The sequence below is a fragment of the Corynebacterium sp. Marseille-Q4381 genome (assembly GCF_036881695.1).
In the GTDB taxonomy this organism is placed as follows: domain Bacteria; phylum Actinomycetota; class Actinomycetes; order Mycobacteriales; family Mycobacteriaceae; genus Corynebacterium.
Window position 1 is genome coordinate 1 of record NZ_JBAJNR010000004.1, and the last position, 20475, is coordinate 20475.

Consider the following 20475-nt stretch of genomic DNA (forward strand, 5'->3'; position numbering starts at 1 on the left):
GTGGGGTAGAAGGCGTCGGGGCGGGCGTCGATAAGCAAACGAAGCTCTGCTTCGTCGAGCTGCGCAAGTGCTTGGGCAAAAGACATTTCCAGCAATCCTACGTGCGTTTTGTTTCCCGGCGTGAGATAATGCTGCGTATGGCTAAAGATGCAGCGAAGATCGGCCGCGCGAACCCGGCATGGCCCACCCACGTTCCCGGTAATGGTCACCCGGTGACCGAAATCTCCAACAAGCTCACTGGCGCGAACAGCCCGTTCGGCAACGAGCTTGTCCTGCCGCTGCCGGCAGACCAGGTCGGGTACGTCCACCCGACCACGCGCATCAACCGGTAAGCATTATCGGTAGCAAAAAGGACCGGCTCCCCGCTGCGGGGAGCCGGTCCTTTTTGCCGCGCGCGTTTCAGCCGTTCTAACGCAACGCGGCGATCGCGCTCTGGACGTCGCCGGTGAGTGCGGCGTCGATCAGCGTCTGGTTCGCCAGGTAGAAGCCGTTGTAGTCGTGGCGGTTCGCGGCGTAGTTGTCGTGAACGAACTGCGGCACGGCGAAGCCTGCGTCTTTCACAGCCTGGGTGAGTTGGTTGTACAGCTCGTCAACGGCCAGATCGGACTTGGAGCTCGTTGCCGGAGCCGCGGGAGCGGCCGGTGCTGCAGGAGCCGGGGCCGGGGCCGCTGCCTGGTGGTCGCGGTTGGTCGGCGCCGAGTTCAGGCCGTAGCGCGCGGAGCAAGCCGGCCATGCGCCCCAGCCCTGGCCGGCGAGGGTGCGCTCAGCGACGATGATCTGCTGCTCGCGGGTGGCCAGGTTTGCGGTCGGGGCGAACTGGCCGCCGCCGTAGGCGAGCCAGGTGCCATATGAGAACTGAAGGCCGCCGTAGTAGCCGTTGCCGGTGTTGATGGCCCAGTTGCCGCCGGACTCGCACTGCGCGAGCTTGTCCCAGTCGGAATCCGGGGCGGCGGAGGCCTGCGGGGCGGCGATGCCGGTGAGCGCTGCAACGGCCGCGGTGCCCGCGAGCGTCTTCTTGGTCACCGAGGAGGTCTGCTTGGAGTGGCGTCCCATGGAGATGTTCCTTCGTATCGACTTCGGTTGACGTTTGCGGCAAGCCTAACGGTTTATAACGATTCAGTCACGCTGCGGATACGATACGAACGATATGACACGTCCGCGAAGAGTGTTTGTGCTGGTTACGCGCGATTCAACATGTAGATGTGAACTGCACCACAGGTAGTGCGATCTGGGTGCGTTGCGGGCAGGAGTATGCTGAAGCCTTTAATTAGAGGAGGTTTCGCCATGCCAGTTGGAAAAGTCAAGTGGTACGACGCGGAAAAGGGCTTCGGTTTCGCGTCCAACCCCGGGGATGAGGACGTCTTTATCGGTCGCAACGTGTTGCCGGAGGGCGTTGACGAACTCGTCGCCGGCCAGCGCGTCGAGTTCGACTTCGCCGCCGGCCGCCGCGGCCCGCAAGCGCTGCGCCTGAAGGTGCTGGAGACCCCGAAGCGCCGCCCCATCCACCAGCGCAAGCCGGAGGAGCTGGGCAGCATGCTTGCCGACGTAATGACGCTCATCGAGACGCAGATTCAGCCGGCGCTGACCGCGGGCCGTTACCCGGACCGCAAGGAATCCCGCCAGGTGGCGGAGATCCTTCGCGCGGTGGCGAAGGAGCTCGACGCTTAAAAAGCCAGCACCTAGAACCCGACCGACCACGTCGCGATCACGGGGATTTCCTCCCCGGACGCGTCGTGGTCGATTGCTAGCGCTGAAACCTCTGCGACCACGAGGCGGGCACCGGACTCGGTGACCGCCTCTACGTCGTGTTCGGAGGCTTCGCCCGAGGTGTAGACGGTTTCGTTGTTGGCGGCGGGGTCGTCGTAAATCGCCAGCATCCGCCAGCTGGAGTTGGCTATTTCAGCAGGGACGGAAACGTGCACCGCCGCTTCGTCGAGCTCCATGCTCGGCGGCTGGCCGCCGGGGCACTCCTCGTCCAGTTCGCAGACGGTGTACGGCTCGACCTCGAGCGTCTTCCCAGCCGAGGTGACCTCGACGCGCAGCTCGCGAACCGGGGTGCCGGGGCGCGAGTTCTGCCACTCCAGAAACGCGTACAAACCCGCGACCAGCAGCAGTGCCGCGATCACGATCGCGATGACGGGCTTCACACTCTTCGCTCCAGCAGGACGTGCCATGGGTGCGCAGTCTAGTCGGCCGCCTCGAAGGTGACGCGGTACAGGTCGGGCCAGCGCTTGCCGGTTATGTAGAACTGCGCGGGGTCCGACGTGCCGGGAATGTGGGCGATGCCGTTGAGCACGTTGTTCGGGTCCGCTGCGGCGTTGTTGGGCACGCCGGAGGCGTCGATGACCGCGGTGACCTCGCCCGTCGACGCGTCGATGCGGACGATGTCGGTCGTGGTGAAGATGTTTGCGTAGACGTCGCCGCCCACGCACTCCAGCTCGTTGAGTCCGTCGACAGGCGCGCCGCCGCGGGTGACGGTGAAGCGCTCCCGCTCCTGAAGCGTCACGGGGTCCATGCGTCGCAGCTCTGCGGAGCCGTCCGAGAAGATGACCTCGTCGGCGTCTTCGCGGAAGCAGATGCCCCAGCCCTCGCCTTCGTACCCCGCGCGCGAAATCTCCTCGAGGGTGACCGGGTCGCGCAGCACCGCTACCTGGTCTTGCCAGGTGAGTTGGATGAGGTGGGCGTCGGCAAGCGTAATGCCCTCCCCGAAGTGTGTCGGGTCGAGTGGCGCGGAAGCGACCTCCTCACCTTCGACGGTGCGGCGGTACACCCGAGACTGCCCCTCCCAGCCGGTGCCGACGACGATGGTGCCGTCGGGCGCGACCTCCAAACCTTGGGTGAAGCTGGTGTCGTCGAAATCCAGGCGCTCGTGCACCACGGCGGTCAGCGCTTCGGGCGCAGCATCAGCTGAGCAGCCGGCGGAAAGCAGCGAGGAACACACGGCGAGCGACCCAACGAGGCGGCAGTGTTTGACCATGGCCACCATCTTGCATCAGCCAATTCTGCGTTGCGCATAATGGGGGAGTGAGACAAACCAGACGCCAACGCACCTCCTCCGGCTCTCCGCTTCTTACCCCAGAGGCAGTGGAGACCGCCCGCGGCGCGCTCGCGGACGTTGCCGACGACGGCCAAATCGGCGATCACATCGGGGTGACGGGCTTAAGCGCCAACGTGGCCACCCACCGCTTCGAGGCGCACCTGCCCGGCTACACCGGCTGGGAGTGGAACGCGGTGCTGGCATGCGCGACCGGGTCGGACAGCGTCACCATCAACGAGGTCGCCCTGGTGCCGGCCACCGGAGCGCTCGAGGCGCCGGAGTGGGTGCCGTACTCCGAGCGCGTGCGCCCAGGCGACCTAGGTCCCGGGGACTTCATTGAGCTTTTGCCTGACGACGTCCGCGTGACCCAAGATTCATTCTCCCGCCACGCCATCACTTTCCCCGGCAGGGAGACGAAGTATTACCTGACTGAGCAGGGGCTCGCCGACGCGGAGAAGCGCTGGCGCACTGGCGACTACGGTCCCAACAGCGAGTTCGCGGAGAAGGCGGCGCTGCACTGCCGAAGCTGCGCGTTCTACATCCCGATGGGGGAGCCGGTGGGCGACAACTTCGGCGTGTGCACGAACATGTACTCCGCGGACGGTCATGTCGTGGCCGCGTCCTACGGCTGCGGCGCCCACTCAGACACCGTCGTCAACGACTAGCGGGTGCTACACCCGCTCCGCGAGCAGCTTGCGCGTCTCGTTCACCTCGCGGTGGGAGGGCAAGCCGCCGCGGTCGAACAGGAGGCGCGCCGGGCGGGGCGTGCCGTACTCGAGCCACGTCTCCACCAGTCGAACGCCGTAGACGGGGTCGATCACCCACACTTCGTTATCGCGCAGTTCCCCCACAACGAACCCGCGAGGCTCCTCCACGATGTCCGCGCCGCGGCTGGCGAGGATGTCGAGGACCGATGCAAGCGCTACCGAGCGCGGCGAGTGCGGGTGGGTGGAGACCCGGACAGCACCCCGCTCGATCACCGCAAGCGGGTGCATGATTGCGGAAAGGATGCTGCCCGCGGCGTCGATAAGCAAGCCCTCCTGCGCCGGCAGCGCGGCGAGCGTGCTCTGCTGCCAGCCGTAATCCGGACCGGTGCGGGTGGGCTGGGTGCGCTCGTCCGCAACCGGCTCCGCGGCCACGGTGATTTCCACCGGCGCAGGGGCCAGCGGGCGCAGCGCGAGCGAGGCGGTGCCGCCGGTAATCTCCAGCACGCCGCGGCGGGTGCCCGCCACATCTGCCAGCTGGATGCGCAGGCGCTGCAGCTCTTTCTGGCTCACACCTAGATCGCGCAGCGCGCGAGCGTACCGCGGCGCGTCGATCACCCTGCCCTCTGCCACTACGAAATTGAAAACGTCCACGCTTACTACGGTTGCCCCAAATGCGCCTGAATTGGAAAAAATGGTTGCGGAGTGCAAGTCTATGTCAGTCATTAGCCAGCGAAATCCTATGGCCTTCCCATGAGTACGAAGGGTTGCACACTTCCCGTGACTACGAAACACGAACCGGCGCACAAGCCGGCGGCAGGCGGTCTCGACCGGTTTTTCCACATCTCTGAGCGCGGCTCCACCGTCGGCCGCGAGGTCCGCGGCGGCGTGGTCACGTTCTTCGCCATGGCCTACATCATTCTGCTGAACCCGCTGATCCTGGGCACGAGTCCGGACCGCGACGGCGTGGTGCTCGGCATCCCGCAGGTCGCTGCCGTCACGGCGCTCGTGGCAGGTGTGATGTGCATCCTCTTCGGCGTGGTTGCGAAGTACCCGTTCGGCATCGCGACGGGCCTCGGCATCAACACCCTGGTGGCGGTGACCCTGGTCGGGCAGCAGGGCCTGACCTGGCCCGAGGCGATGGGGCTGGTGGTTATCGACGGCCTGATTATCTGCCTGCTCGCCGTCACCGGCTTCCGCACCGCGGTGTTCAACGCCATCCCGAACTCCATGAAGGTGGCCATGAGCGTGGGCATCGGCATGTTCATCGCGATGATCGGTCTGGTGGACGCGGGCTTCGTGCGCCGCGTGCCGGACGCCGCGATGACCACCGTGCCGGTGCAGCTCGGCTTCGAGGGTTCTATCGCTTCCTGGCCGACGCTGGTCTTCGTTATCGGCCTTGCCATCTGCGGCTTCATGGTGGTGCGCAACGTCCCCGGCGGCCTGTTCATCGGCATCGTGGTCACCACCGTCATCGCCATGATCGTCGAAGCGCTCACCGGCGCAGGTTCCTCGGCGGACGACCCGCACGGCTGGTCGCTGGCCGTGCCGCGCCTGCCGGAGTCCTTCGGCGGTGTGCCGGACCTGTCGCTGGTGGGCAAGGTCGATCTGGTCGGCGCGTTTGTCAACGCCGGTGCCGTCGCCGCCTCGCTCATGGTGTTCACGCTCGTGCTCGCCAACTTCTTCGACGCGATGGGCACCATGACTGCGCTCGGTCGCCAGGCGGAACTTGCGGACGAGCAGGGCAACCTGCCGGACATGAAGCGCGCCCTGGTGGTCGAGGGCTTCGGCGCGGTTGCCGGCGGTTTCGCCTCCAGCTCCTCCAACACCGTGTACGTCGACTCTTCCGCGGGTATCGCCGACGGCGCCCGCACCGGTCTGGCCAACGTGGTCACCGGCGTGTTGTTCCTGCTCGCGATGTTCTTCACCCCGCTCTACGAAATCGTGCCGATCGAGGCTGCGGCACCCGTGCTGGTGGTTGTCGGCGCGCTGATGATGATGCAGGTCGGCGGCATCGAGTGGGACAAGTTCCACGTGGCGCTGCCGGCGTTTCTCACCATTGCGGTGATGCCGTTCACTTACTCCATCGCTAACGGCATCGGCGTCGGTTTCATCGCGTTCACGCTGATGGCGCTGTTCTCTGGCAAGGCGAAGGAGATTCACTGGATCATGTGGCTGATCTCCGCGCTGTTCATCGTCTACTTCGCGCAAGGCCCGCTGCTGGCGGCATTGAGCTAATGCTTATCGACGACCCCTTCAACCCCCTTCTCGACGACATCCGGAACCTGAAGCGTTCCGACGCCGAGAAGGGGCTCGTCATTGCCGAGGGACCGCTTGTGGCCGGCCGCCTCGTGGAATCGCGTTTTCCGCTTCGTGCCGTCTACGGGTTCGGCGGGCGCTTAGCCGCGTTCCTGGAAGAACATGGTGACGAGCTTTCCCGCCGCGGCGTGCCGGTGTACGAGACCCCGCGCGAGGTGATGGGTGCCGCCGCAGGCTACGACCTGCACCGCGGGCTGCTCGCATCGGCGGACCGCCCAGAGCCGTTGACGGTGCCTGAGGTGATCGGCGGTGCGCGTTCACTCGTCATCCTCGAAGGCGTTGGCGACCACGAGAACATCGGCTCGATCTTCCGCAACGCCGCCGGGATGGGCGTCGACGGCGTGCTGTTCGGCGCGTCCACCGCGGATCCGCTGTACCGCCGCAGCGTGCGCGTGTCCATGGGCCACGTCCTGCGCACCCCGTTCGCCCACTTGGAGGGCACCACGACCACTTGGCAGCGCTCGCTTACGCAGCTGCAAGATGCGGGCTTCCACGTCGTTGCGCTCACCCCGTCCCACGACGCGGTGCCGCTCAAGCAGGCGTGCGCGGGGCGCGAGAAGATCGCCTTCCTCGTCGGCGCCGAGGGCCCGGGACTGACTGAGCACGCGATGCGCGCAGCTGACGTGCGGGCTCAGATCCCGATGGCGCCGGGCACAGATTCGCTCAACGTCGCCACCTCGGCGGCGATCGCGTTCTACGAGTTCATGCGCTAGCGGTCGGAGTGGCGAATCCGCTCCTGGATTGCCCGCTTCGCCTCAGCCAGGCGGCAGCGTATGTCGCGCCCGAGGCGGCGCGCGGCAGCGACTGACGCATCCGCAAGCTCGGCAAACTCGTTGCCGTCTTCGGCCGGCGGCGTGACGTCGTAGTCGTCGTAGTCGTTGTCTTTTTCTGCGAAGCGCGCGGCGACTTCGCTCACCGTCTTGGTTTTCGGCTTCTCCGGCGGCGCAATCTTCGGCTCTGGGCGGCCGTCGACCGCGTAGCCGACCACGTGGACGTCTGGTCCGGCGCCGCGGTGCTCCAGATCCACCCCGACCCAGCTGCGCTGCGCCTCATGCATCAGGTCCTTCGGCTCGAAAGGCAGCGTGATGCCGCCGAGCTGCTCCGCTTTCTCGCCGGCCCAATAGACCGCTTCGAAGGGCTCGGGCAAACCGATGTCTTCCAGCACCCGCTGACGCGTCGCAGTCAAGGAGCGGCGAAGGTCGTCGCCGACGTAGTGGGCGAAGCCCGCGTAGTCCGTGTCGGCTCCCTCGGCGAAGAGGTAGGTGTCGGCCGCCGGCAGCGCGCCGCGGAGGTACTCAACAGTCTCCGTGAGCTTGTCGGAGTCCTCGACGAACGTCTGGACCACCGCAACCCCCGGGTAGCCGGCGATGTAGAACTCGTCTCTGCCCGGCTTGGAGGAGCGGTTTAAGGGGAACTCGCCGATTGGGGTGATGGGCCACGCTGGGTTGATCTGCGCCAGCAGCTTGCGGCCGAACCCGCGGTCCGCCTTCGGCTCGGCCTCGAGCACCTCGCGCGGGTTGGCTGCGGTGATAAACCAGAACGTCACAACTGCCGGGTAGCCCATGGTTAGCTCCTTGGACGCTTCTGCGTGGTGCGCACACCGAGCAGGACGTCCTCCCAGTGCGGGGTAACAGCCTTGCGGCGGCGCTTCTGCGGTTGTTCGGCCTCGTCAGGGTGCTGCAGGAACTCGCCTTCGAGCGCCTCCGGCTCGTCGTCCTCCACGGCGGTCAGCGAGCGCACCGGCTGGACGAAGTCGGGGTCTGTCAGGTCGGCAGCGACGGCGTCGCGCGCCTCCGTGGTCGCTCCCGCGCCCATCTGGCGCTTGAACGACCACGTCGCTTCGTTATCGGTGAGGCCTGCTTGCCAGCGAAGGTGGACGACCCATGTGTCGCCGGGTTCGCGGGTGGCGTCCCACGTAGCGTCGACAAGCGAATGCCCCCTAGCCGCGAACGCTGAGGCGAGGATCTCAAACAGGGTGAGCTTGGCCGGGCCGCCGTCGCGGATTGGGTGGGACTGCTTGGCGGCTTCGGCGATCTGGGAGCGTTCCAGCAGCACCGGGTGCGCGTAGGGCTCGACGCGGCTTGCGGCGACCCCCATTTCCTCGGCGAGCTCGGTGACAGTCGCGCCGGCGCGGATGCGGGCTTGAATCTCGCTGGGCCGCATCGACAGCGCCGTGGCGAAGAGCGGATCCGGCTCGGGCAGCGTCCGCTCGACCTCGGCGGGTGCTTCCGCCTCAGACGCCTCAGCGGAGGCCTCGTCGACCGTCTCGGCGGCTTCGGCCAGCTCGGCCGGTTCCGCAGGCTCCGTCAACACCGCCGGGACCTGCGGGATCTCGGTGCGTGCGAGCTGGTAGCGGACACCGTCAGCGTCGTGCAGTACAAAAAACTGCTCCGTTGACTCCTCTTCACTGAGATATAGCTCGCGCATAATGGCCTAGCTTAACCCAGGGCAGCGCTAATTTTTCGCACCGACGCCCTGCTCGAGCAGCGCGTCGATCGCGTGGGTGAGCGTTTCGATGTCCGCGGTGTCGATCGAGGGGAACATGCCGATGCGCAGCTGGTTGCGGCCCAGCTTGCGGTACGGCTCCACGTCTAGGATGCCGTTGTGGCGCAGCGCCTTGGCCAGCTCGGCGGCGTCGATCTCGTCGTCGAAGTCGATGGTGCCGACCACGAGTGAGCGCGCGGCGGGGTCGGTCACAAACGGGGTGGCGTGCTCGTGCGACTCGGCCCAGGAGTACAGCGCGTTGGCGTTAGCGGTGGTGCGCTTGACCATGCCCTCGAGGCCGCCCTCGGCGTTCATCCACTGCACTTGGTTCGCCAGCATGAGCAGCGGCGCCACGGCCGGAGTGTTGTAGGTCTGGTTCTTGCGCGAGTTGTCCACGGCGGTTTGCAGGTCCAAGAATGCCGGGATGAAGCGGCCGGACGCCTTGACCTTTGCAATGCGCTCGATGGCCGCAGGGCTCATCGCAGCGAGCCAGATGCCGCCGTCGGAGGCGAAGCACTTCTGCGGGGAGAAGTAGTAAACGTCGACCTCGGTCATATCGACGGGGAGGCCGCCGGCGCCGGAGGTGGCGTCGATAAGCACCAGCCCCTCGGTGTCGGGCCGCACGACCGGCACCATGGCGCCGGTCGAGGTTTCGTTGTGCGCCCACGCGACCACGTCAGCTGCCGTGCCGTCCAGGTCGCTCGGGCTGGGGGCGGTGCCAGGCTCGGCCTTGACCACTTGCGGCTCCTCCAGCCACGGCGCCTGCGCGGACGCCTTGGCGAACTTGCCCGAGAACTCGCCGAAGCTCAAATGTGCCGACTGCTTTTCGATGAGTCCGAACGTTGCGGCGTCCCAGAACGCCGTTGCGCCTCCGAGGGAGAGGATGATCTCGTAGCCCTCGGGCAGGTTGAAGAACTGGCTGAGGCCGTCGCGCACTTCGCCAACCAGGTTCTTCACCGCCGGCTGGCGGTGCGACGTGCCGATGATATCGGCGCCCTTGGCGATGGCGTCGAGCTGCTCGGGGCGAACCTTCGACGGGCCGCAGCCGAAGCGGCCGTCAGCGGGAATGAGATCGGCAGGGAGGGTGGGGTAGACGCTCATCGAGTGGTCTTGTCCTTCGCTCGGTTGAAATTGCAGTAGGTCGCATAATATACCGGTTGGTTCCTCTGGGCGGGGCGGGAAAGCGATATCTATTCGCCGCCGCAGAATGTGGCCGGATGCTGTTTGCGCGAACCCTGTCGTCCGCATCACAGGCGGTGCTACTATGGCACATGGAAAATGTCCGGGTTGTCATTTCAACTATCTCGTTCCTGCAGGTTACTGCGGTTACGGGTAAGTCTGGCAAGACGGATTGTGATCACACGTGGAAAGGCACACAGTGGCTTCTGAGAATGAAAACAAGGCAGTACTGCACTACCCGGGCGGCGAGTACGAGATGGACATCATGCGCGCCACCGAGGGCAACGACGGCGTCGTGCTGGGCAAATTCCTTGGCGAGACAGGCCTGGTCACCTTCGACCCGGGCTACGTCTCCACCGGCTCGACCGAGTCGAAGATCACCTACATCGACGGCGACGAGGGCATTCTGCGCTACCGCGGCTACGACATCGCGGACCTGGCAGAGAAGGCCACCTTCAACGAGGTGTCCTACCTGCTGATCAACGGCGAGCTGCCAACGGTGGAGGAGCTCGACTCCTTCAACAGCGAGCTGCGCCACCACACCCTCTTGGACGAGGACTTCAAGGCAGCGTTCAACATTTTCCCGCGCAACGCGCACCCGATGGCCGTGCTCGCGTCCTCGGTGAACATTCTCTCGGCGTACTACCAGGACCAGCTCAACCCGCTCGACGAGGAGCAGCTGGACAAGGCGACCGTGCGCCTGATGGCAAAGGTGCCGATGCTGGCCGCGTACGCCTACCGTGCGTCGCGCGGTAAGCCGTACATGTACCCGGACAACTCGCTCAACCCGCGTGAGAACTTCATGCGCATGATGTTCGGTTACCCGACCGAGGACTACGAGATCGACCCGATCCTCACCAACGCGCTGGACAAGCTCCTCATCCTGCACGCCGACCACGAGCAGAACTGCTCCACCTCCACCGTGCGCATGATCGCGTCGGCGCAGGCCAACATGTTTGTTGCCATCGCCGGTGGCATCAACGCCCTTGCGGGCCCGCTGCACGGCGGCGCAAACCAGGCCGTGCTCGAGATGCTCGAGGACATCAAGAACAACCACGACGGCGACGCCACCGACTTCATGAATCGCGTGAAGAACAAGGAGAAGGGCGTCCGCCTGATGGGCTTCGGCCACCGCGTGTACAAGAACTACGACCCGCGCGCTGCCATTGTGAAGGAGACCGCGCACGAGGTGCTCGAGCACCTCGGTGGCGACGAGCTGTTGGATCTCGCGATGAAGCTCGAGGAGATCGCGCTGAACGACGAGTACTTCATCCAGCGCAAGCTGTACCCGAACGTGGACTTCTACACCGGCCTGATTTACCGCGCGATGGGCTTCCCGACGGACTTCTTCACCGTCCTGTTCGCCATCGGCCGCCTGCCGGGCTGGATCGCCCAGTACCGCGAGCAGCTGGAGATGAACTCCAAGATCAACCGCCCGCGCCAGATCTACACCGGCTACGAGCAGCGCCCGTTCGTGCCGAAGGACCAGCGCTAGCCGCGCGCTTATAGCGTGTAAGAAGCGCTGACAGCGCGATAACCGCCGGTTCACGGCATTCCCCTATAATTTTGGGGAAGTCCGTGTCGGCGGTTTTTCTATGCCGCCGAGTCAACGAACAAGGAGAAATTGAGCAATGGAAAAGCCCATCATTGAGGTACCGCAGGAACCGGCGCCGATGGATCTTGTCATCGAGGATCTGGTGGTCGGCGACGGCGCAGAGGCTGTCGCAGGCGGGCACGTCAAGGTGGAGTACCTCGGAGTCACCTACGACTCCGGCAACGAGTTCGACTCCACCTGGGACCGCGGCGAGGCCGCAGAGTTCCCGCTTGCTGGCCTGATCGAGGGCTGGCAGGAAGGCATCCCCGGCATGCGCGTCGGCGGCCGCCGCAAGCTCACCATCCCGCCGGAGAAGGCGTACGGCCCCGCCGGCGGCGGCCACCCGCTCGCCGGCCGCACGCTGGTCTTTGTCATCGACCTGCTCGAAGCGAACTAGGGAGCACTTATGCGAGTCCCCGTGACCACCCTGAACGACGGGTACGACTTCCCCCTCCTCGGCCTTGGCACGTACAAGCTTCAAGGTGACGAGGTGGAAAAGGTGGTTCGCACCGCGATCGAGCTGGGCTACCGCCACATCGACACCGCCAAGGTCTACGACAACGAGGTCGAAGTTGGCAAGGCGATCAACGCCGCCATTGCGGCAGGCGACGTGACACGCGAGGAGCTGTTCATCACCACCAAGCTGTGGAACGACGACCAGTCCCGCGCTGCGGAGGCGTACCAGGAGTCTCTGAAACGTCTGGATCTGGATTTCATCGACCTCTACCTGGTGCACTGGCCGGTGCCGCAGCAGGGGACCTACGTCCAGGCGTTCGAGCAGATCGTGCAGCTTCAGGGCATGGGCCAGCTGCAGTCGGTGGGTGTGGCGAACTTCTACGAGGAGCTTTTGGACGAGCTTGCGGCTGCCACAGGTGTGACCCCGGTGCTGAACCAGGTGGAGCTGCACGCTGGGTTCACCCAGCCCGAGTTGCGCCAGTATCACGCCGACCACGACATCGTGACGGAAGCGTGGGCACCGCTCGCGCGCGGCGAGAATTTCGACGCGCCCGAGATCGTCGCGGTGGCTGACCGCCACGGCAAGACTCCGGCGCAGGTCGTGCTCGCGTACCTGCTTCAGATGGGGTGCTCGGTGGTGCCGAAGACCTCCAACCCGCAGCGTCTGGTTGAGAACATCGGCGCGCTCGAGGTCGAACTCACCGACGAGGATATCGCCACGCTCGACCAGGTGCAGGGAGGCAGGATGTCGGGGGATCCTCGGACGTTCCCGAACTAAGTCATTGAGGCGTTTGCGCCTCGCGGAAGGAAACAGGGCAGTTGCTTGGCGACGTGCCCTGTTTTTCTATTGCCCCATCCGATTATCAACGCGTCGGGGGTGAGGTAGTACCTATTAATGTGCCAGTTCAGGGCGGGTGACGGGGGTAACAATCCGGGCTTCGCAAAGCCCCAAACGCCGAACGCTGCTGCCGCTTGTGTGTTGTAGGTTACATTTTGCTTCAAGCGTTGCAGATCCAACAGGATTCTCGCGCAGTGATTGACTTCTTCGACTTAGAAAGGATGAGCCTGTGGCCGGATCAACAGCCATCACGGGCCGCCGCGAACCCACGCCTGAGGAATTCGTGGCGATGCAGCAAAGCCCCGAATTCCAAGAACTACGTGGCACCTTCCGCGGTTTCACGTTTCCCGTGATGATCGGCGCTTTCATCTGGTACGTGTGCTACGTGGTCGTCGCCACGTTCGCACCAGGATTCATGGGCCGGCCCTTTTGGGGCCTCAACGTCGGCCTCTGGTTAGGCCTGGCGCAGTTCATCACCACCTTCGCTATCACGTGGATCTACGTGAAGTGGGCGAACAAGAACATCGAGCCGCGTGCGGCGCACATCCGTGAAGAGATGGAGGGCTAAGCAATGCACACGACAACCCTCGCCGCAGCCCAGTCTGAGGCAGCCGGCAACCCGATCCTCAACATCGCCATCTTCGGTATCTTCATCGTGGTGACCCTGTACGTGGTCACCCGCGCCGGTAAGACCACCGGGGAGTCCGCTGACTTCTACACCGGTGGCGCGTCGTTCAGCGGCACGCAGAACGGCCTTGCCATCGCTGGCGACTACCTGTCTGCCGCGTCCTTCTTGGGCATCGTCGGCTCGATCGCGCTCAGCGGTTACGACGGCTTCCTGTACTCCATCGGCTTCTTTGTGGCGTGGCTCGTGGCGCTGTTGCTGGTTGCTGAGCCGCTTCGAAATGTCGGACGCTTCACCATGGCGGACGTGCTCTCCTTCCGCTTGAAGCAAAAGCCGGTACGCGTCGCCGCCGCCTTCGGCACGCTGTTCGTTTCGCTGTTCTACCTCATTGCCCAGATGGCCGGTGCTGGCTCCCTGGTGAGTGTGTTGCTCAACCTGCACTCGTTCACCTCCCAGGCTATCTGCGTGGCAATCGTCGGCGTGATCATGATCATCTACGTTCTCGTCGGCGGCATGAAGGGCACCACCTACGTCCAGATGATCAAGGCGGTCCTGCTCATCGCCGGTGTGGCAATCATGGCCGTGCTCGTCTTCGTTAACATCCGCGGCGGCATGAACACCCTGTTCGATTCCGCCATCGCCACCCACGCGGCGTCCCAAACTGCCGCAGACAAGGGCTACGACCCGGCGGCGATCATGGAGCCGGGTCTGAAGTACGGCGGCACCTTGACAAAGCAGCTGGACTTCATTTCCCTAGGCCTTGCGCTCGTCCTCGGTACCGCGGGTCTGCCACACGTGCTGATGCGCTTCTACACCGTGCCGACGGCGAAGGAAGCCCGCAAGTCCGTGACCTGGGCCATCGTGCTTATCGGTTCCTTCTACCTGCTCACCCTGATTCTCGGCTACGCGGCCGGCGCTCTCGTCGGCCCGGACCGCATCCTCGCCGCACCCGGCGGCGCGAACTCCGCTGCTCCGCTGCTTGCGTTCGAGCTCGGCGGCTCCATCTTCATGGCGCTGATCTCCGCAGTTGCGTTCGCCACTGTGCTCGCCGTGGTCGCCGGCCTGGCGATTACCGCCTCGGCGTCCATCGCCCACGACGTCTACGACGCCGTGTTCCGCGACGGCCAGTCCACTGAAGAGGAGCAGGTCCGCGTCTCCCGCATCACCGTGGTCGTCCTCGGCATCGTGTCCATCATCCTCGGCATCCTCGCTATGACCCAGAACGTGGCCTTCCTGGTCTCCCTGGCATTCGCCATCGCGGCGTCCGCGAACCTGCCGACCATCCTGTACTCCCTGTACTGGAAGCGTTTCAACACCACCGGTGCTGTGGCCTCGATCTATACGGGCCTGATCTCAGCGCTGCTTTTGATCTTCTTCTCCCCGGCAGTGTCCGGTTCTCCGACCGCAATGTTCCCGAACGCGGACTGGGCGCTGTTCCCGCTGACCAACCCGGGTATCGTCTCGATCCCGCTTGGTTTCCTCGCCGGCATTGTGGGCACCTTCCTAGGCAAGCCGGACAACTTCGACGAGCTGCAGGCCGAGATGGAGGTTCGCTCGCTGACCGGTGTCGGCGTCGAGGCTCCGGTCGACCACTAACACCCGCGAGCGGCCACTCGGCCTCACCGCGACAGAAGCGCGGAGGGAGGGTTCGAACCCTCCCTCCGCGTTCGTGCTGTGTCGGCGGAGTCGCACCCACTACGGCAGCAGCTTGCTCCAATCCGCCTTGGAGGAGAGCTCGCTGCTGGTTGCGATGAGGTCGGCCAATTGGGCCGCCTTCTCCTGCTGCGGGCGGTTCAGATTCAGCTGCGGCAGCGATGGCGCGGTCGGCTTCGCGGCTCCGCCCGGCACCCACTGGCCCCAGTCGGACGCGTAGACGTTGTTGACGTCCACCTGCACGCCGTCGATTACCGCAGTCCACTTCGCCTTCTGGTGGATGGTGGTGCGCGGGTGAATTTTGCCGCCGGAGCCCCAGTCGTGCTGCCAGAAGAAGGAACCGATGCCGTCCTCGATGCACCACTGGATCACGTTGTAGTTGCCGTACACGCCGGTCTGGTACCCGGCGACGGTGAGCGCAGCCTGGAACGCCTTGAGGTACGGGCGAATCTGGTGCGTGTAGTGGTCGCGGTGCGGGTTGTCGTCGATCGCCACGTAGATCGGCCGCCCAGTCGGTCCGCCGGCGGCCTTGTGCAGGCGGATTGCCTCGGGCGCGTGCCGCGCTGCAGAGGCTGCGCCGCCGAGCCAGTCGGCAGTTTCGGCGCGGCCGAATTGGTAAACCGAGGCCGTCGCTAAGCCGTTTGCGGCGTAATCGCGGGTTTCGCCCAGCGACACCGGCTTGCCCAGCATCCAGTTCGCGCCGGGGCGGCGCTCCGAGACGTAGCGCACCGCACCCATGTGGCCGGCGGCTTTCACTGCGCGGGCTGATGGCACGCCGGCTGAATAGTCGACAACCGTGCCAAGGACCCGTCCCTGCGCTGCGGCGGGGGAGGGGGCAGCAAAGCCGAACGTGGCGGCGGCGGTCGCGATGCCGGCTGTTTTCAGGAAGGAGCGGCGAGAAACTTTAGTCACATCAGTAACAATAGGCCCAGAAGGGGGCTTCAATCACGCTGACACGGCTACAGGCCCAGGGTTACGAACCTCGTGTGCCCCGCCATAGCCTCCAGCGCCTGCTCCACGCCGGCGGCCGTCTCTGAGTGCGGGTGGTTCATGTGCATCAGCACGACAGCACCGTCTGGCGCGTGCTGGATTTGCTGCGCTACCTGAAAAGCCCCGGCTGAAGCGCCGAAGTCGCCGTTGACGCTGAACCCCGCAACCCGCATGCCCGCGTCGTTCGCGATCCGCACCGCCACATCGTCGTAGTGCGCGGTACCTGCCCGAAACCAGGTCGAACGAACCCCGAAACGCTCAAGTGCAGTGGCGTTACCGGCGATCTCCTCGATGGCTTCGGCGGCGTTCGCGGTGCCGTGGATGCCGTACGCCGCATGCCCGCTCACCGAGAGCGGAACGTGGCGGGTGCCGTGGTTCTCAAGTTGGAAGAGGGGATCAGCCGCGAGCTCGCGAGTCAGGTCTGGATGCGCATCAATCCACGGTTTCGCGAGAAACAGCGTCGCCGGCACGCCATGGGAGCGAAGCATCTCGATCAGGTGCGCGTCGTAATCCCCGCCGCACGCGTCGAACGTCAGGGCCACCGTGCGCTGGCCCGGCACCGTCGGCACCGAATCCACAATGCCGTCGAGGTGCGTGCCGAAATCGCTTGGGCTCATCTCGTCGTACGCGTGCGGGGGCAGCATGCTTGCCGACGCCCCCGTCGTCCCCGGAAGCGCAGTCACCTCGGTGACCTCAGCCGTTTCGGTGACCTCACTCAGAGCTGATGAGGTCTCCGGGGTAGGAGCGGGCGGTTTTGACCCGCACCCGGCGACTCCAGCCGCGGCGAGCAGGCTCGCGCCGAGGAAAGCGCGGCGGGTTAACGGAGACGGCATGCGTTAGCAGTGTAGTTTCCTCGAGACGGTGTTGCACAAGGGTAGTACCTTGATCGCTATGCAGAACACCACGCAGCGCCTCATCGTGCCTGACCTCGCCCGCGGCATGGCCCTTCTAGGCATCGCCATGGCCAACGCCGCGCAGGCGTGGATTATCAACGACTGGTCCGAAGACAGCTCCCGCGCCGGGTGGTCCGTCGGCGGCGTGCGACCGGACGACCTCCTCGACCAGATCTGCGCCGTCTTCGCCGCGATGTTCGTCCACGTCCGCGGGTTGCCGATGTTCAACACGCTCCTCGGTTTCGGCTTTGGCTTGGTTGTGGCCAGCCTGTTTAGGAAGGGCTACACCCACAAAGAGGCGCGCCGCATTCTGGTGCGCCGCTACGGCATCCTCGCGCTGTTCGGTCTTTTGCACCTGTCCCTGCTGTTCTTCGGTGACATCATGCTCACGTACGGCCTTGTCGGCGTGGTCATGGCGTTCATGCTGAAGGTCTCCACCAAGTGGCTGCGCCGCATTTCGTACTGGGTTCTCGGCATCTTCGCGGCCTTCGCTCTCTTCGCTACGGCGGTGCAGTGGTTCTTCGAGTTCGACCCGACCGAAGTTGGTCTCATCCCCACCGCGGAGCTGACCACGTTCGCTGACTACTTCAGCGCGAACTTGCAGATGGCGGTGTTCGTCGTGCCGTCGCTGCCGTTCCAGGTGGTGCAGCTTGCGGCGCTGTCAATCCTCGGGTTCGTGTGGGCGCAAGAGGGTGTGCTCACTGACGTCGCCGCTCACCGCAAAACACTCAAGACCTGGATGTGGATCGCTATCGGCATCATCGTGCTGATCGGATTGCCGTGGGGGCTGACCGCGGCAGGGGTGCTGCCGTCGAACCTGGAGACCACCTTCTACCTGCTGAACCAGGCGCTGGGCCTCTACACCGGCCCGGGTATTCTCGCCGCGTTCGCGCTCGCCACCGACAACCTGCACAACGAGGTGCCGGGCTGGGCGCGCGCCTTCGTCGCACTGGGCAAGCGCTCGATGTCGGGCTACCTCGCGCAGTCGTTCCTCTTCATCCTGCTGGTCGTCCCGGCGTTTCTGGGCATCGGCAACGACGCCAGCGTGAGCGGCAAGATCGGGATCGGCATCTTGGTCTGGTTGATCACGCTGCTGCTCGCGGTCGCGCTTGAGGCCGCCGGCAAGCAGGGGCCGTTTGAGTGGGCGCACCGCCACCTTTCCTACGGCAAAACCGGCCGCATCGAACCGAAACGCGAAAACCCCAGGTTAGAGGGGTAAAAAATTGGGGACAGTCGAGTAATCCCTAGCCCATTCACTCCACAACTGCCCCAGCTGAGCTTCCTCTCGCCATTTCTGAGTATTCCTCACACTGCCTCTGCCCGAAATGGGATGGTTCCGTCAAGACAAAAGTTTCTTGATGCCCTCGGAGAGGATTTCTTGTGGGCTTATGTGGTGCGCCACGTGGAGGCGCGCATAAGTCGGGGCTTGTTCGGGGTCGATGGCAACACGCTTTTCGTCGGGTGCCATGGGGGCCGTCAGGGCGGCGCCGATCACAAGGTTTGATAGCCGGTAGGCAGTTCCCAACGGATCCGGGACGCCCTCTCGTTCAAGCAGGACACACATGCGCTCAGAAAGCGCCAGGTAAGCAGGGCCTCTGGGGGCGCGCATGCCGATGACCTGACCAGCCCACCGGTGGGTCGTGAGGTGCGTGAAGAAAGCTTGCATCAGGGTGGGCAGGTCGGCGTTGCTGATCGACTCGGACATTGCGGGATCATCTGCAAGCGCTGTATCTAGGGCGAGGTCGAATAGGTCGTCAACCGACTCCACGCGGGAGTACAGGCTAGCTGGGGCGACGCCCACCTGTTGCGCCACAGCCCTCATAGTGAGCGCCTTCAAGCCACCTTCGTCCAACAGTCTGCCCGATGCTCTTGCAACTTCCGCAATATCCACGGCGCGATGGCGTTGCACCGGTTTCCGATGTTCCCAGTAGCTCACCCCGCCAGCCTAACCAAACATCCTTGAACCACCTATCCAAACTATGTTAGTTTTGGGCGCATGCTGGATGCCGCCAACCTTCCGATCACCTTTGAGAACACTCGCCTACGCCCTCTCGCCGAACTGGACGCAGACGCGTATGCAGCAGGCACAAAAGACGAAGCTGTGCGGCGCTTCGCTCACCTGCCTGAACCTGATTACACCCCCGAGTCCGTGCGACGGATGATCTGTGACGAGGTCGCGACGGGCCTCTCGTCCGGCACGTTGGCAGTCCTCGCACTTGCCGACGCCGAAACCAACCGGTTCGTGGGTTCCATGGTTCTCTTTGACGTTAGCTCCGATGCTGCCGAGGTTGGGTTCTGGATTCATCCCGGTGCGCGAGGGGAAGGACATGCCCGTCGGGGCTTGGAGCTGGCATCACGCTTCGCGCGCACCAGTGGACTTAAAACCTTGACGGCACGCACGCTTCCGGAAAACAGGGCCTCCCAGCACTGCTTGACGACGGCGGGATTCCACGAGACCGGCCGAGGCGTAGGGACCACGCCCGCAGGACAGCGCGAAGAGTTGTTCCACTACCAGCGCGATCTCGTGACCGTCGCCCAGTGGCCGTTGGTGACAGAACGACTTCGACTCCGTCTGCATGAGACAGACGATGTCGCATGGCTTCACGAGCTGTACTCGCAACCTGACGTTGCTCGTTACCTGTTGGACGAACCATGGACTGTGGAAGTTACCCGTGACAAGCTCGCGGAGCGGCTATCAAAAACTGACCTTGATGGTGAGGCTGCTGCACTTGCACTAGTCATCGAGCATGACGGCACCCCCATAGGAGACGTCGCACTGTGGCTCACAGACAGGGAGCACCGCCAGGGCGAGATCGGGTGGGTTCTGAACCCGGCACACGGTGGGCAAGGATTCGCAAGCGAAGCCGTTCGCGCGGTACTTGCCCTCGGGTTTGACCATTACCATCTCCACCGCATCACCGCGCAGATGGATGCCCGCAACGGCGCCTCCGCGGCACTTGCTAACCGCGTTGGACTCCGGCTCGAAGCGCATCACGTCCAGGACTGGTTCAGCAAGGGCGAATGGACCGACACCCTTATCTACGCGCGACTCGCCTCCGAGACCCATAGCCAATAAATGATGTCTGATTTGAAATGAGCAGCGGCTGGACGCTATTAGCGGATAGCGAACTCTAGTTGCGTTTTCAGGCACAGGTCTCGGACGACAGTCCGCGTATATCAGGAAATGCCTCGCCTACTTTTGCAGGAAGAGGCATTGTTTCATGCTTTCGGGGGTTGTTCGAACAATCAAATCTAATTCTTCGAAACCCCGAATTGAATTGCGCCCCAGGTAGGAATCGAACCTACGACACCTTCTTTAGGAGAGAAGTGCTCTATCCACTGAGCTACTGGGGCAACGGCGATAAGGCTACCGCAGCAACCTGCGGGCCTTGAAATTCGCCCGAGTGGTTTACACTTCCTCGCCGGTGAGCTCGCGAAGCTTCGCACGGACTGCGGAGGCCTCCGGGTTCGTTTCGTGCGTGCCGTCGGAGTACAGCACGGTCGGCACGACTCGGTTGCCGCCGTTGACGCTCTCTACCCACGCGGCGGCGTCCTCGTTGCCGTCAGCCTCGACGTCGACGACGTCGTAGGGTGTCTCCGTGCGGTCAAGACGCTCGCGCAGCTTGCGGCAGAACGGGCACCACGAGGTGGCGAAGATAGTCACGTGGGACGAAGTTTCAGGGGTGGTCATAGCTTCCTTTCT

The 20475-nt window shown here is 64.4% G+C and carries 23 protein-coding genes and 1 tRNA gene; 12 read left to right on the top strand and 12 right to left on the bottom strand.

Annotation, left to right across the window (positions count from 1 at the left end; genetic code table 11):
• Nucleotides 1–137 precede the first annotated feature (137 nt).
• Nucleotides 138–332 carry a hypothetical protein gene (locus tag V6D40_RS04150; protein ID WP_334289107.1) on the top strand — a complete coding sequence of 65 codons (195 nt, stop codon included), beginning with the start codon at nt 138–140 and terminating at the stop codon, nt 330–332.
• 76 nt (nt 333–408) lie between these two features.
• Here V6D40_RS04150 and V6D40_RS04155 read toward each other — a convergent pair whose 3' ends face one another.
• Nucleotides 409–1053 carry a resuscitation-promoting factor Rpf1 domain-containing protein gene (locus V6D40_RS04155; RefSeq protein ID WP_334289108.1) on the bottom strand — a complete coding sequence of 215 codons (645 nt, stop codon included), beginning with the start codon at nt 1051–1053 and terminating at the stop codon, nt 409–411.
• A gap of 231 nt (nt 1054–1284) precedes the next feature.
• On the opposite strand from V6D40_RS04155, the gene V6D40_RS04160 reads away from it, so the two are divergent.
• The gene (locus tag V6D40_RS04160; RefSeq protein ID WP_334289109.1) at nt 1285–1668 is read left to right on the top strand and encodes a cold-shock protein; all 384 of its coding nucleotides are present in this window, start codon (nt 1285–1287) and stop codon (nt 1666–1668) included.
• Nucleotides 1669–1679: 11 nt separating this feature from the next.
• Here V6D40_RS04160 and V6D40_RS04165 read toward each other — a convergent pair whose 3' ends face one another.
• Together V6D40_RS04165 and V6D40_RS04170 are read right to left on the bottom strand one after the other, a co-directional pair.
• Nucleotides 1680–2174 carry a DUF2771 domain-containing protein gene (locus V6D40_RS04165; RefSeq protein WP_334289110.1) on the bottom strand — a complete coding sequence of 165 codons (495 nt, stop codon included), beginning with the start codon at nt 2172–2174 and terminating at the stop codon, nt 1680–1682.
• Between the two features lie 11 nt (nt 2175–2185).
• Nucleotides 2186–2986, bottom strand: coding sequence for a glutaminyl-peptide cyclotransferase (locus tag V6D40_RS04170; protein ID WP_334289111.1), 801 nt, complete (start codon nt 2984–2986; stop codon nt 2186–2188).
• Between the two features lie 38 nt (nt 2987–3024).
• Here V6D40_RS04170 and V6D40_RS04175 point away from each other — a divergent pair, with 38 nt between their 5' ends.
• A complete protein-coding gene (locus V6D40_RS04175; RefSeq protein ID WP_334289112.1) occupies nt 3025–3702 on the top strand; it encodes a DUF3027 domain-containing protein in 678 nt (225 codons plus the stop codon).
• Between the two features lie 6 nt (nt 3703–3708).
• On the opposite strand, the gene V6D40_RS04180 is transcribed toward V6D40_RS04175, so the two are convergent.
• The gene (locus V6D40_RS04180; protein ID WP_334289113.1) at nt 3709–4395 is read right to left on the bottom strand and encodes a hypothetical protein; all 687 of its coding nucleotides are present in this window, start codon (nt 4393–4395) and stop codon (nt 3709–3711) included.
• A gap of 99 nt (nt 4396–4494) precedes the next feature.
• Between V6D40_RS04180 and V6D40_RS04185 the strand changes: the two genes are divergently transcribed.
• Nucleotides 4495–5979: an NCS2 family permease gene (locus V6D40_RS04185; RefSeq protein WP_334289114.1), complete on the top strand. Its 1485-nt coding sequence runs from the start codon at nt 4495–4497 to the stop codon at nt 5977–5979.
• Nucleotides 5979–6773 (top strand): TrmH family RNA methyltransferase, encoded by a 795-nt coding sequence (locus V6D40_RS04190; RefSeq protein ID WP_334289115.1) that lies wholly within the window; start codon nt 5979–5981, stop codon nt 6771–6773. The genes V6D40_RS04185 and V6D40_RS04190 overlap by 1 nt, the downstream gene beginning before the upstream one ends.
• Here V6D40_RS04190 and V6D40_RS04195 read toward each other — a convergent pair.
• From V6D40_RS04195 to serC, 3 genes are read right to left on the bottom strand one after another with little or no spacing between them, the layout of a single operon-like run.
• Nucleotides 6770–7624, bottom strand: coding sequence for a DUF6928 family protein (locus tag V6D40_RS04195; protein ID WP_334289116.1), 855 nt, complete (start codon nt 7622–7624; stop codon nt 6770–6772). The genes V6D40_RS04190 and V6D40_RS04195 overlap by 4 nt on opposite strands.
• Before the next feature lie 2 nt (nt 7625–7626).
• Complete coding sequence (sepH, locus tag V6D40_RS04200) at nt 7627–8487, bottom strand: septation protein SepH (protein ID WP_334289117.1); 861 nt, start codon at nt 8485–8487, stop codon at nt 7627–7629.
• 27 nt (nt 8488–8514) lie between these two features.
• Complete coding sequence (gene serC, locus V6D40_RS04205) at nt 8515–9645, bottom strand: phosphoserine transaminase (RefSeq protein ID WP_334289118.1); 1131 nt, start codon at nt 9643–9645, stop codon at nt 8515–8517.
• 277 nt (nt 9646–9922) lie between these two features.
• On the opposite strand from serC, the gene V6D40_RS04210 reads away from it, so the two are divergent.
• The 5 genes from V6D40_RS04210 (at nt 9923) to V6D40_RS04230 (ending at nt 14832) form a co-directional block, all read left to right on the top strand.
• The gene (locus V6D40_RS04210; protein ID WP_334289119.1) at nt 9923–11218 is read left to right on the top strand and encodes a citrate synthase; all 1296 of its coding nucleotides are present in this window, start codon (nt 9923–9925) and stop codon (nt 11216–11218) included.
• 136 nt (nt 11219–11354) lie between these two features.
• The gene (locus V6D40_RS04215) at nt 11355–11714 is read left to right on the top strand and encodes an FKBP-type peptidyl-prolyl cis-trans isomerase (RefSeq protein ID WP_334289120.1); all 360 of its coding nucleotides are present in this window, start codon (nt 11355–11357) and stop codon (nt 11712–11714) included.
• 9 nt (nt 11715–11723) lie between these two features.
• Complete coding sequence (locus V6D40_RS04220) at nt 11724–12551, top strand: aldo/keto reductase (protein ID WP_334289121.1); 828 nt, start codon at nt 11724–11726, stop codon at nt 12549–12551.
• A 289-nt stretch (nt 12552–12840) separates the two neighbouring features.
• Nucleotides 12841–13179, top strand: a complete 339-nt coding sequence (locus V6D40_RS04225; RefSeq protein WP_442891886.1) for a DUF485 domain-containing protein — start codon at nt 12841–12843, stop codon at nt 13177–13179.
• A gap of 3 nt (nt 13180–13182) precedes the next feature.
• Nucleotides 13183–14832: a solute symporter family protein gene (locus V6D40_RS04230; RefSeq protein ID WP_334289122.1), complete on the top strand. Its 1650-nt coding sequence runs from the start codon at nt 13183–13185 to the stop codon at nt 14830–14832.
• Nucleotides 14833–14931: 99 nt separating this feature from the next.
• On the opposite strand, the gene V6D40_RS04235 is transcribed toward V6D40_RS04230, so the two are convergent.
• Nucleotides 14932–15801: a DUF1906 domain-containing protein gene (locus V6D40_RS04235; RefSeq protein ID WP_334289123.1), complete on the bottom strand. Its 870-nt coding sequence runs from the start codon at nt 15799–15801 to the stop codon at nt 14932–14934.
• 47 nt (nt 15802–15848) lie between these two features.
• Nucleotides 15849–16712 carry a polysaccharide deacetylase family protein gene (locus tag V6D40_RS04240; protein ID WP_334289124.1) on the bottom strand — a complete coding sequence of 288 codons (864 nt, stop codon included), beginning with the start codon at nt 16710–16712 and terminating at the stop codon, nt 15849–15851.
• A 58-nt stretch (nt 16713–16770) separates the two neighbouring features.
• Between V6D40_RS04240 and V6D40_RS04245 the strand changes: the two genes are divergently transcribed.
• Entirely contained in the window at nt 16771–17991 is a 1221-nt protein-coding gene (locus tag V6D40_RS04245; protein ID WP_334289125.1) for a DUF418 domain-containing protein, read from the top strand.
• Nucleotides 17992–18111: 120 nt separating this feature from the next.
• Here the strand turns inward: V6D40_RS04245 and V6D40_RS04250 are convergent, their stop codons facing one another.
• Nucleotides 18112–18708 (bottom strand): TetR/AcrR family transcriptional regulator, encoded by a 597-nt coding sequence (locus V6D40_RS04250; protein WP_334289126.1) that lies wholly within the window; start codon nt 18706–18708, stop codon nt 18112–18114.
• Nucleotides 18709–18768: 60 nt separating this feature from the next.
• On the opposite strand from V6D40_RS04250, the gene V6D40_RS04255 reads away from it, so the two are divergent.
• Nucleotides 18769–19848 (top strand): GNAT family N-acetyltransferase, encoded by a 1080-nt coding sequence (locus V6D40_RS04255; RefSeq protein WP_334289127.1) that lies wholly within the window; start codon nt 18769–18771, stop codon nt 19846–19848.
• Nucleotides 19849–20053: 205 nt separating this feature from the next.
• Here the strand turns inward: V6D40_RS04255 and V6D40_RS04260 are convergent.
• Together V6D40_RS04260 and V6D40_RS04265 are read right to left on the bottom strand one after the other, a co-directional pair.
• Nucleotides 20054–20126: transfer RNA gene (locus V6D40_RS04260), tRNA-Arg, on the bottom strand.
• Between the two features lie 55 nt (nt 20127–20181).
• A complete protein-coding gene (locus V6D40_RS04265) occupies nt 20182–20463 on the bottom strand; it encodes a mycoredoxin (protein ID WP_334289128.1) in 282 nt (93 codons plus the stop codon).
• Nucleotides 20464–20475: the final 12 nt, after the last annotated feature.

What these genes read in the sequence shown, in the direction of transcription:
- sepH (WP_334289117.1), bottom strand. Translation starts at nt 8,487, where the DNA reads ATGCGCGAGCTATATCTCAGTGAAGAGGAGTCAACGGAGCAGTTTTTT.
- V6D40_RS04195 (WP_334289116.1), bottom strand. Translation starts at nt 7,624, where the DNA reads ATGGGCTACCCGGCAGTTGTGACGTTCTGGTTTATCACCGCAGCCAAC.
- V6D40_RS04190 (WP_334289115.1), top strand. Translation starts at nt 5,979, where the DNA reads ATGCTTATCGACGACCCCTTCAACCCCCTTCTCGACGACATCCGGAAC.
- V6D40_RS04265 (WP_334289128.1), bottom strand. Translation starts at nt 20,463, where the DNA reads ATGACCACCCCTGAAACTTCGTCCCACGTGACTATCTTCGCCACCTCG.
- serC (WP_334289118.1), bottom strand. Translation starts at nt 9,645, where the DNA reads ATGAGCGTCTACCCCACCCTCCCTGCCGATCTCATTCCCGCTGACGGC.
- V6D40_RS04165 (WP_334289110.1), bottom strand. Translation starts at nt 2,174, where the DNA reads ATGGCACGTCCTGCTGGAGCGAAGAGTGTGAAGCCCGTCATCGCGATC.
- V6D40_RS04220 (WP_334289121.1), top strand. Translation starts at nt 11,724, where the DNA reads ATGCGAGTCCCCGTGACCACCCTGAACGACGGGTACGACTTCCCCCTC.
- V6D40_RS04155 (WP_334289108.1), bottom strand. Translation starts at nt 1,053, where the DNA reads ATGGGACGCCACTCCAAGCAGACCTCCTCGGTGACCAAGAAGACGCTC.
- V6D40_RS04240 (WP_334289124.1), bottom strand. Translation starts at nt 16,712, where the DNA reads ATGCCGTCTCCGTTAACCCGCCGCGCTTTCCTCGGCGCGAGCCTGCTC.
- V6D40_RS04245 (WP_334289125.1), top strand. Translation starts at nt 16,771, where the DNA reads ATGCAGAACACCACGCAGCGCCTCATCGTGCCTGACCTCGCCCGCGGC.
- V6D40_RS04150 (WP_334289107.1), top strand. Translation starts at nt 138, where the DNA reads ATGGCTAAAGATGCAGCGAAGATCGGCCGCGCGAACCCGGCATGGCCC.
- V6D40_RS04185 (WP_334289114.1), top strand. Translation starts at nt 4,495, where the DNA reads ATGAGTACGAAGGGTTGCACACTTCCCGTGACTACGAAACACGAACCG.
- V6D40_RS04230 (WP_334289122.1), top strand. Translation starts at nt 13,183, where the DNA reads ATGCACACGACAACCCTCGCCGCAGCCCAGTCTGAGGCAGCCGGCAAC.
- V6D40_RS04160 (WP_334289109.1), top strand. Translation starts at nt 1,285, where the DNA reads ATGCCAGTTGGAAAAGTCAAGTGGTACGACGCGGAAAAGGGCTTCGGT.
- V6D40_RS04255 (WP_334289127.1), top strand. Translation starts at nt 18,769, where the DNA reads ATGCTGGATGCCGCCAACCTTCCGATCACCTTTGAGAACACTCGCCTA.
- V6D40_RS04170 (WP_334289111.1), bottom strand. Translation starts at nt 2,986, where the DNA reads ATGGTGGCCATGGTCAAACACTGCCGCCTCGTTGGGTCGCTCGCCGTG.
- V6D40_RS04215 (WP_334289120.1), top strand. Translation starts at nt 11,355, where the DNA reads ATGGAAAAGCCCATCATTGAGGTACCGCAGGAACCGGCGCCGATGGAT.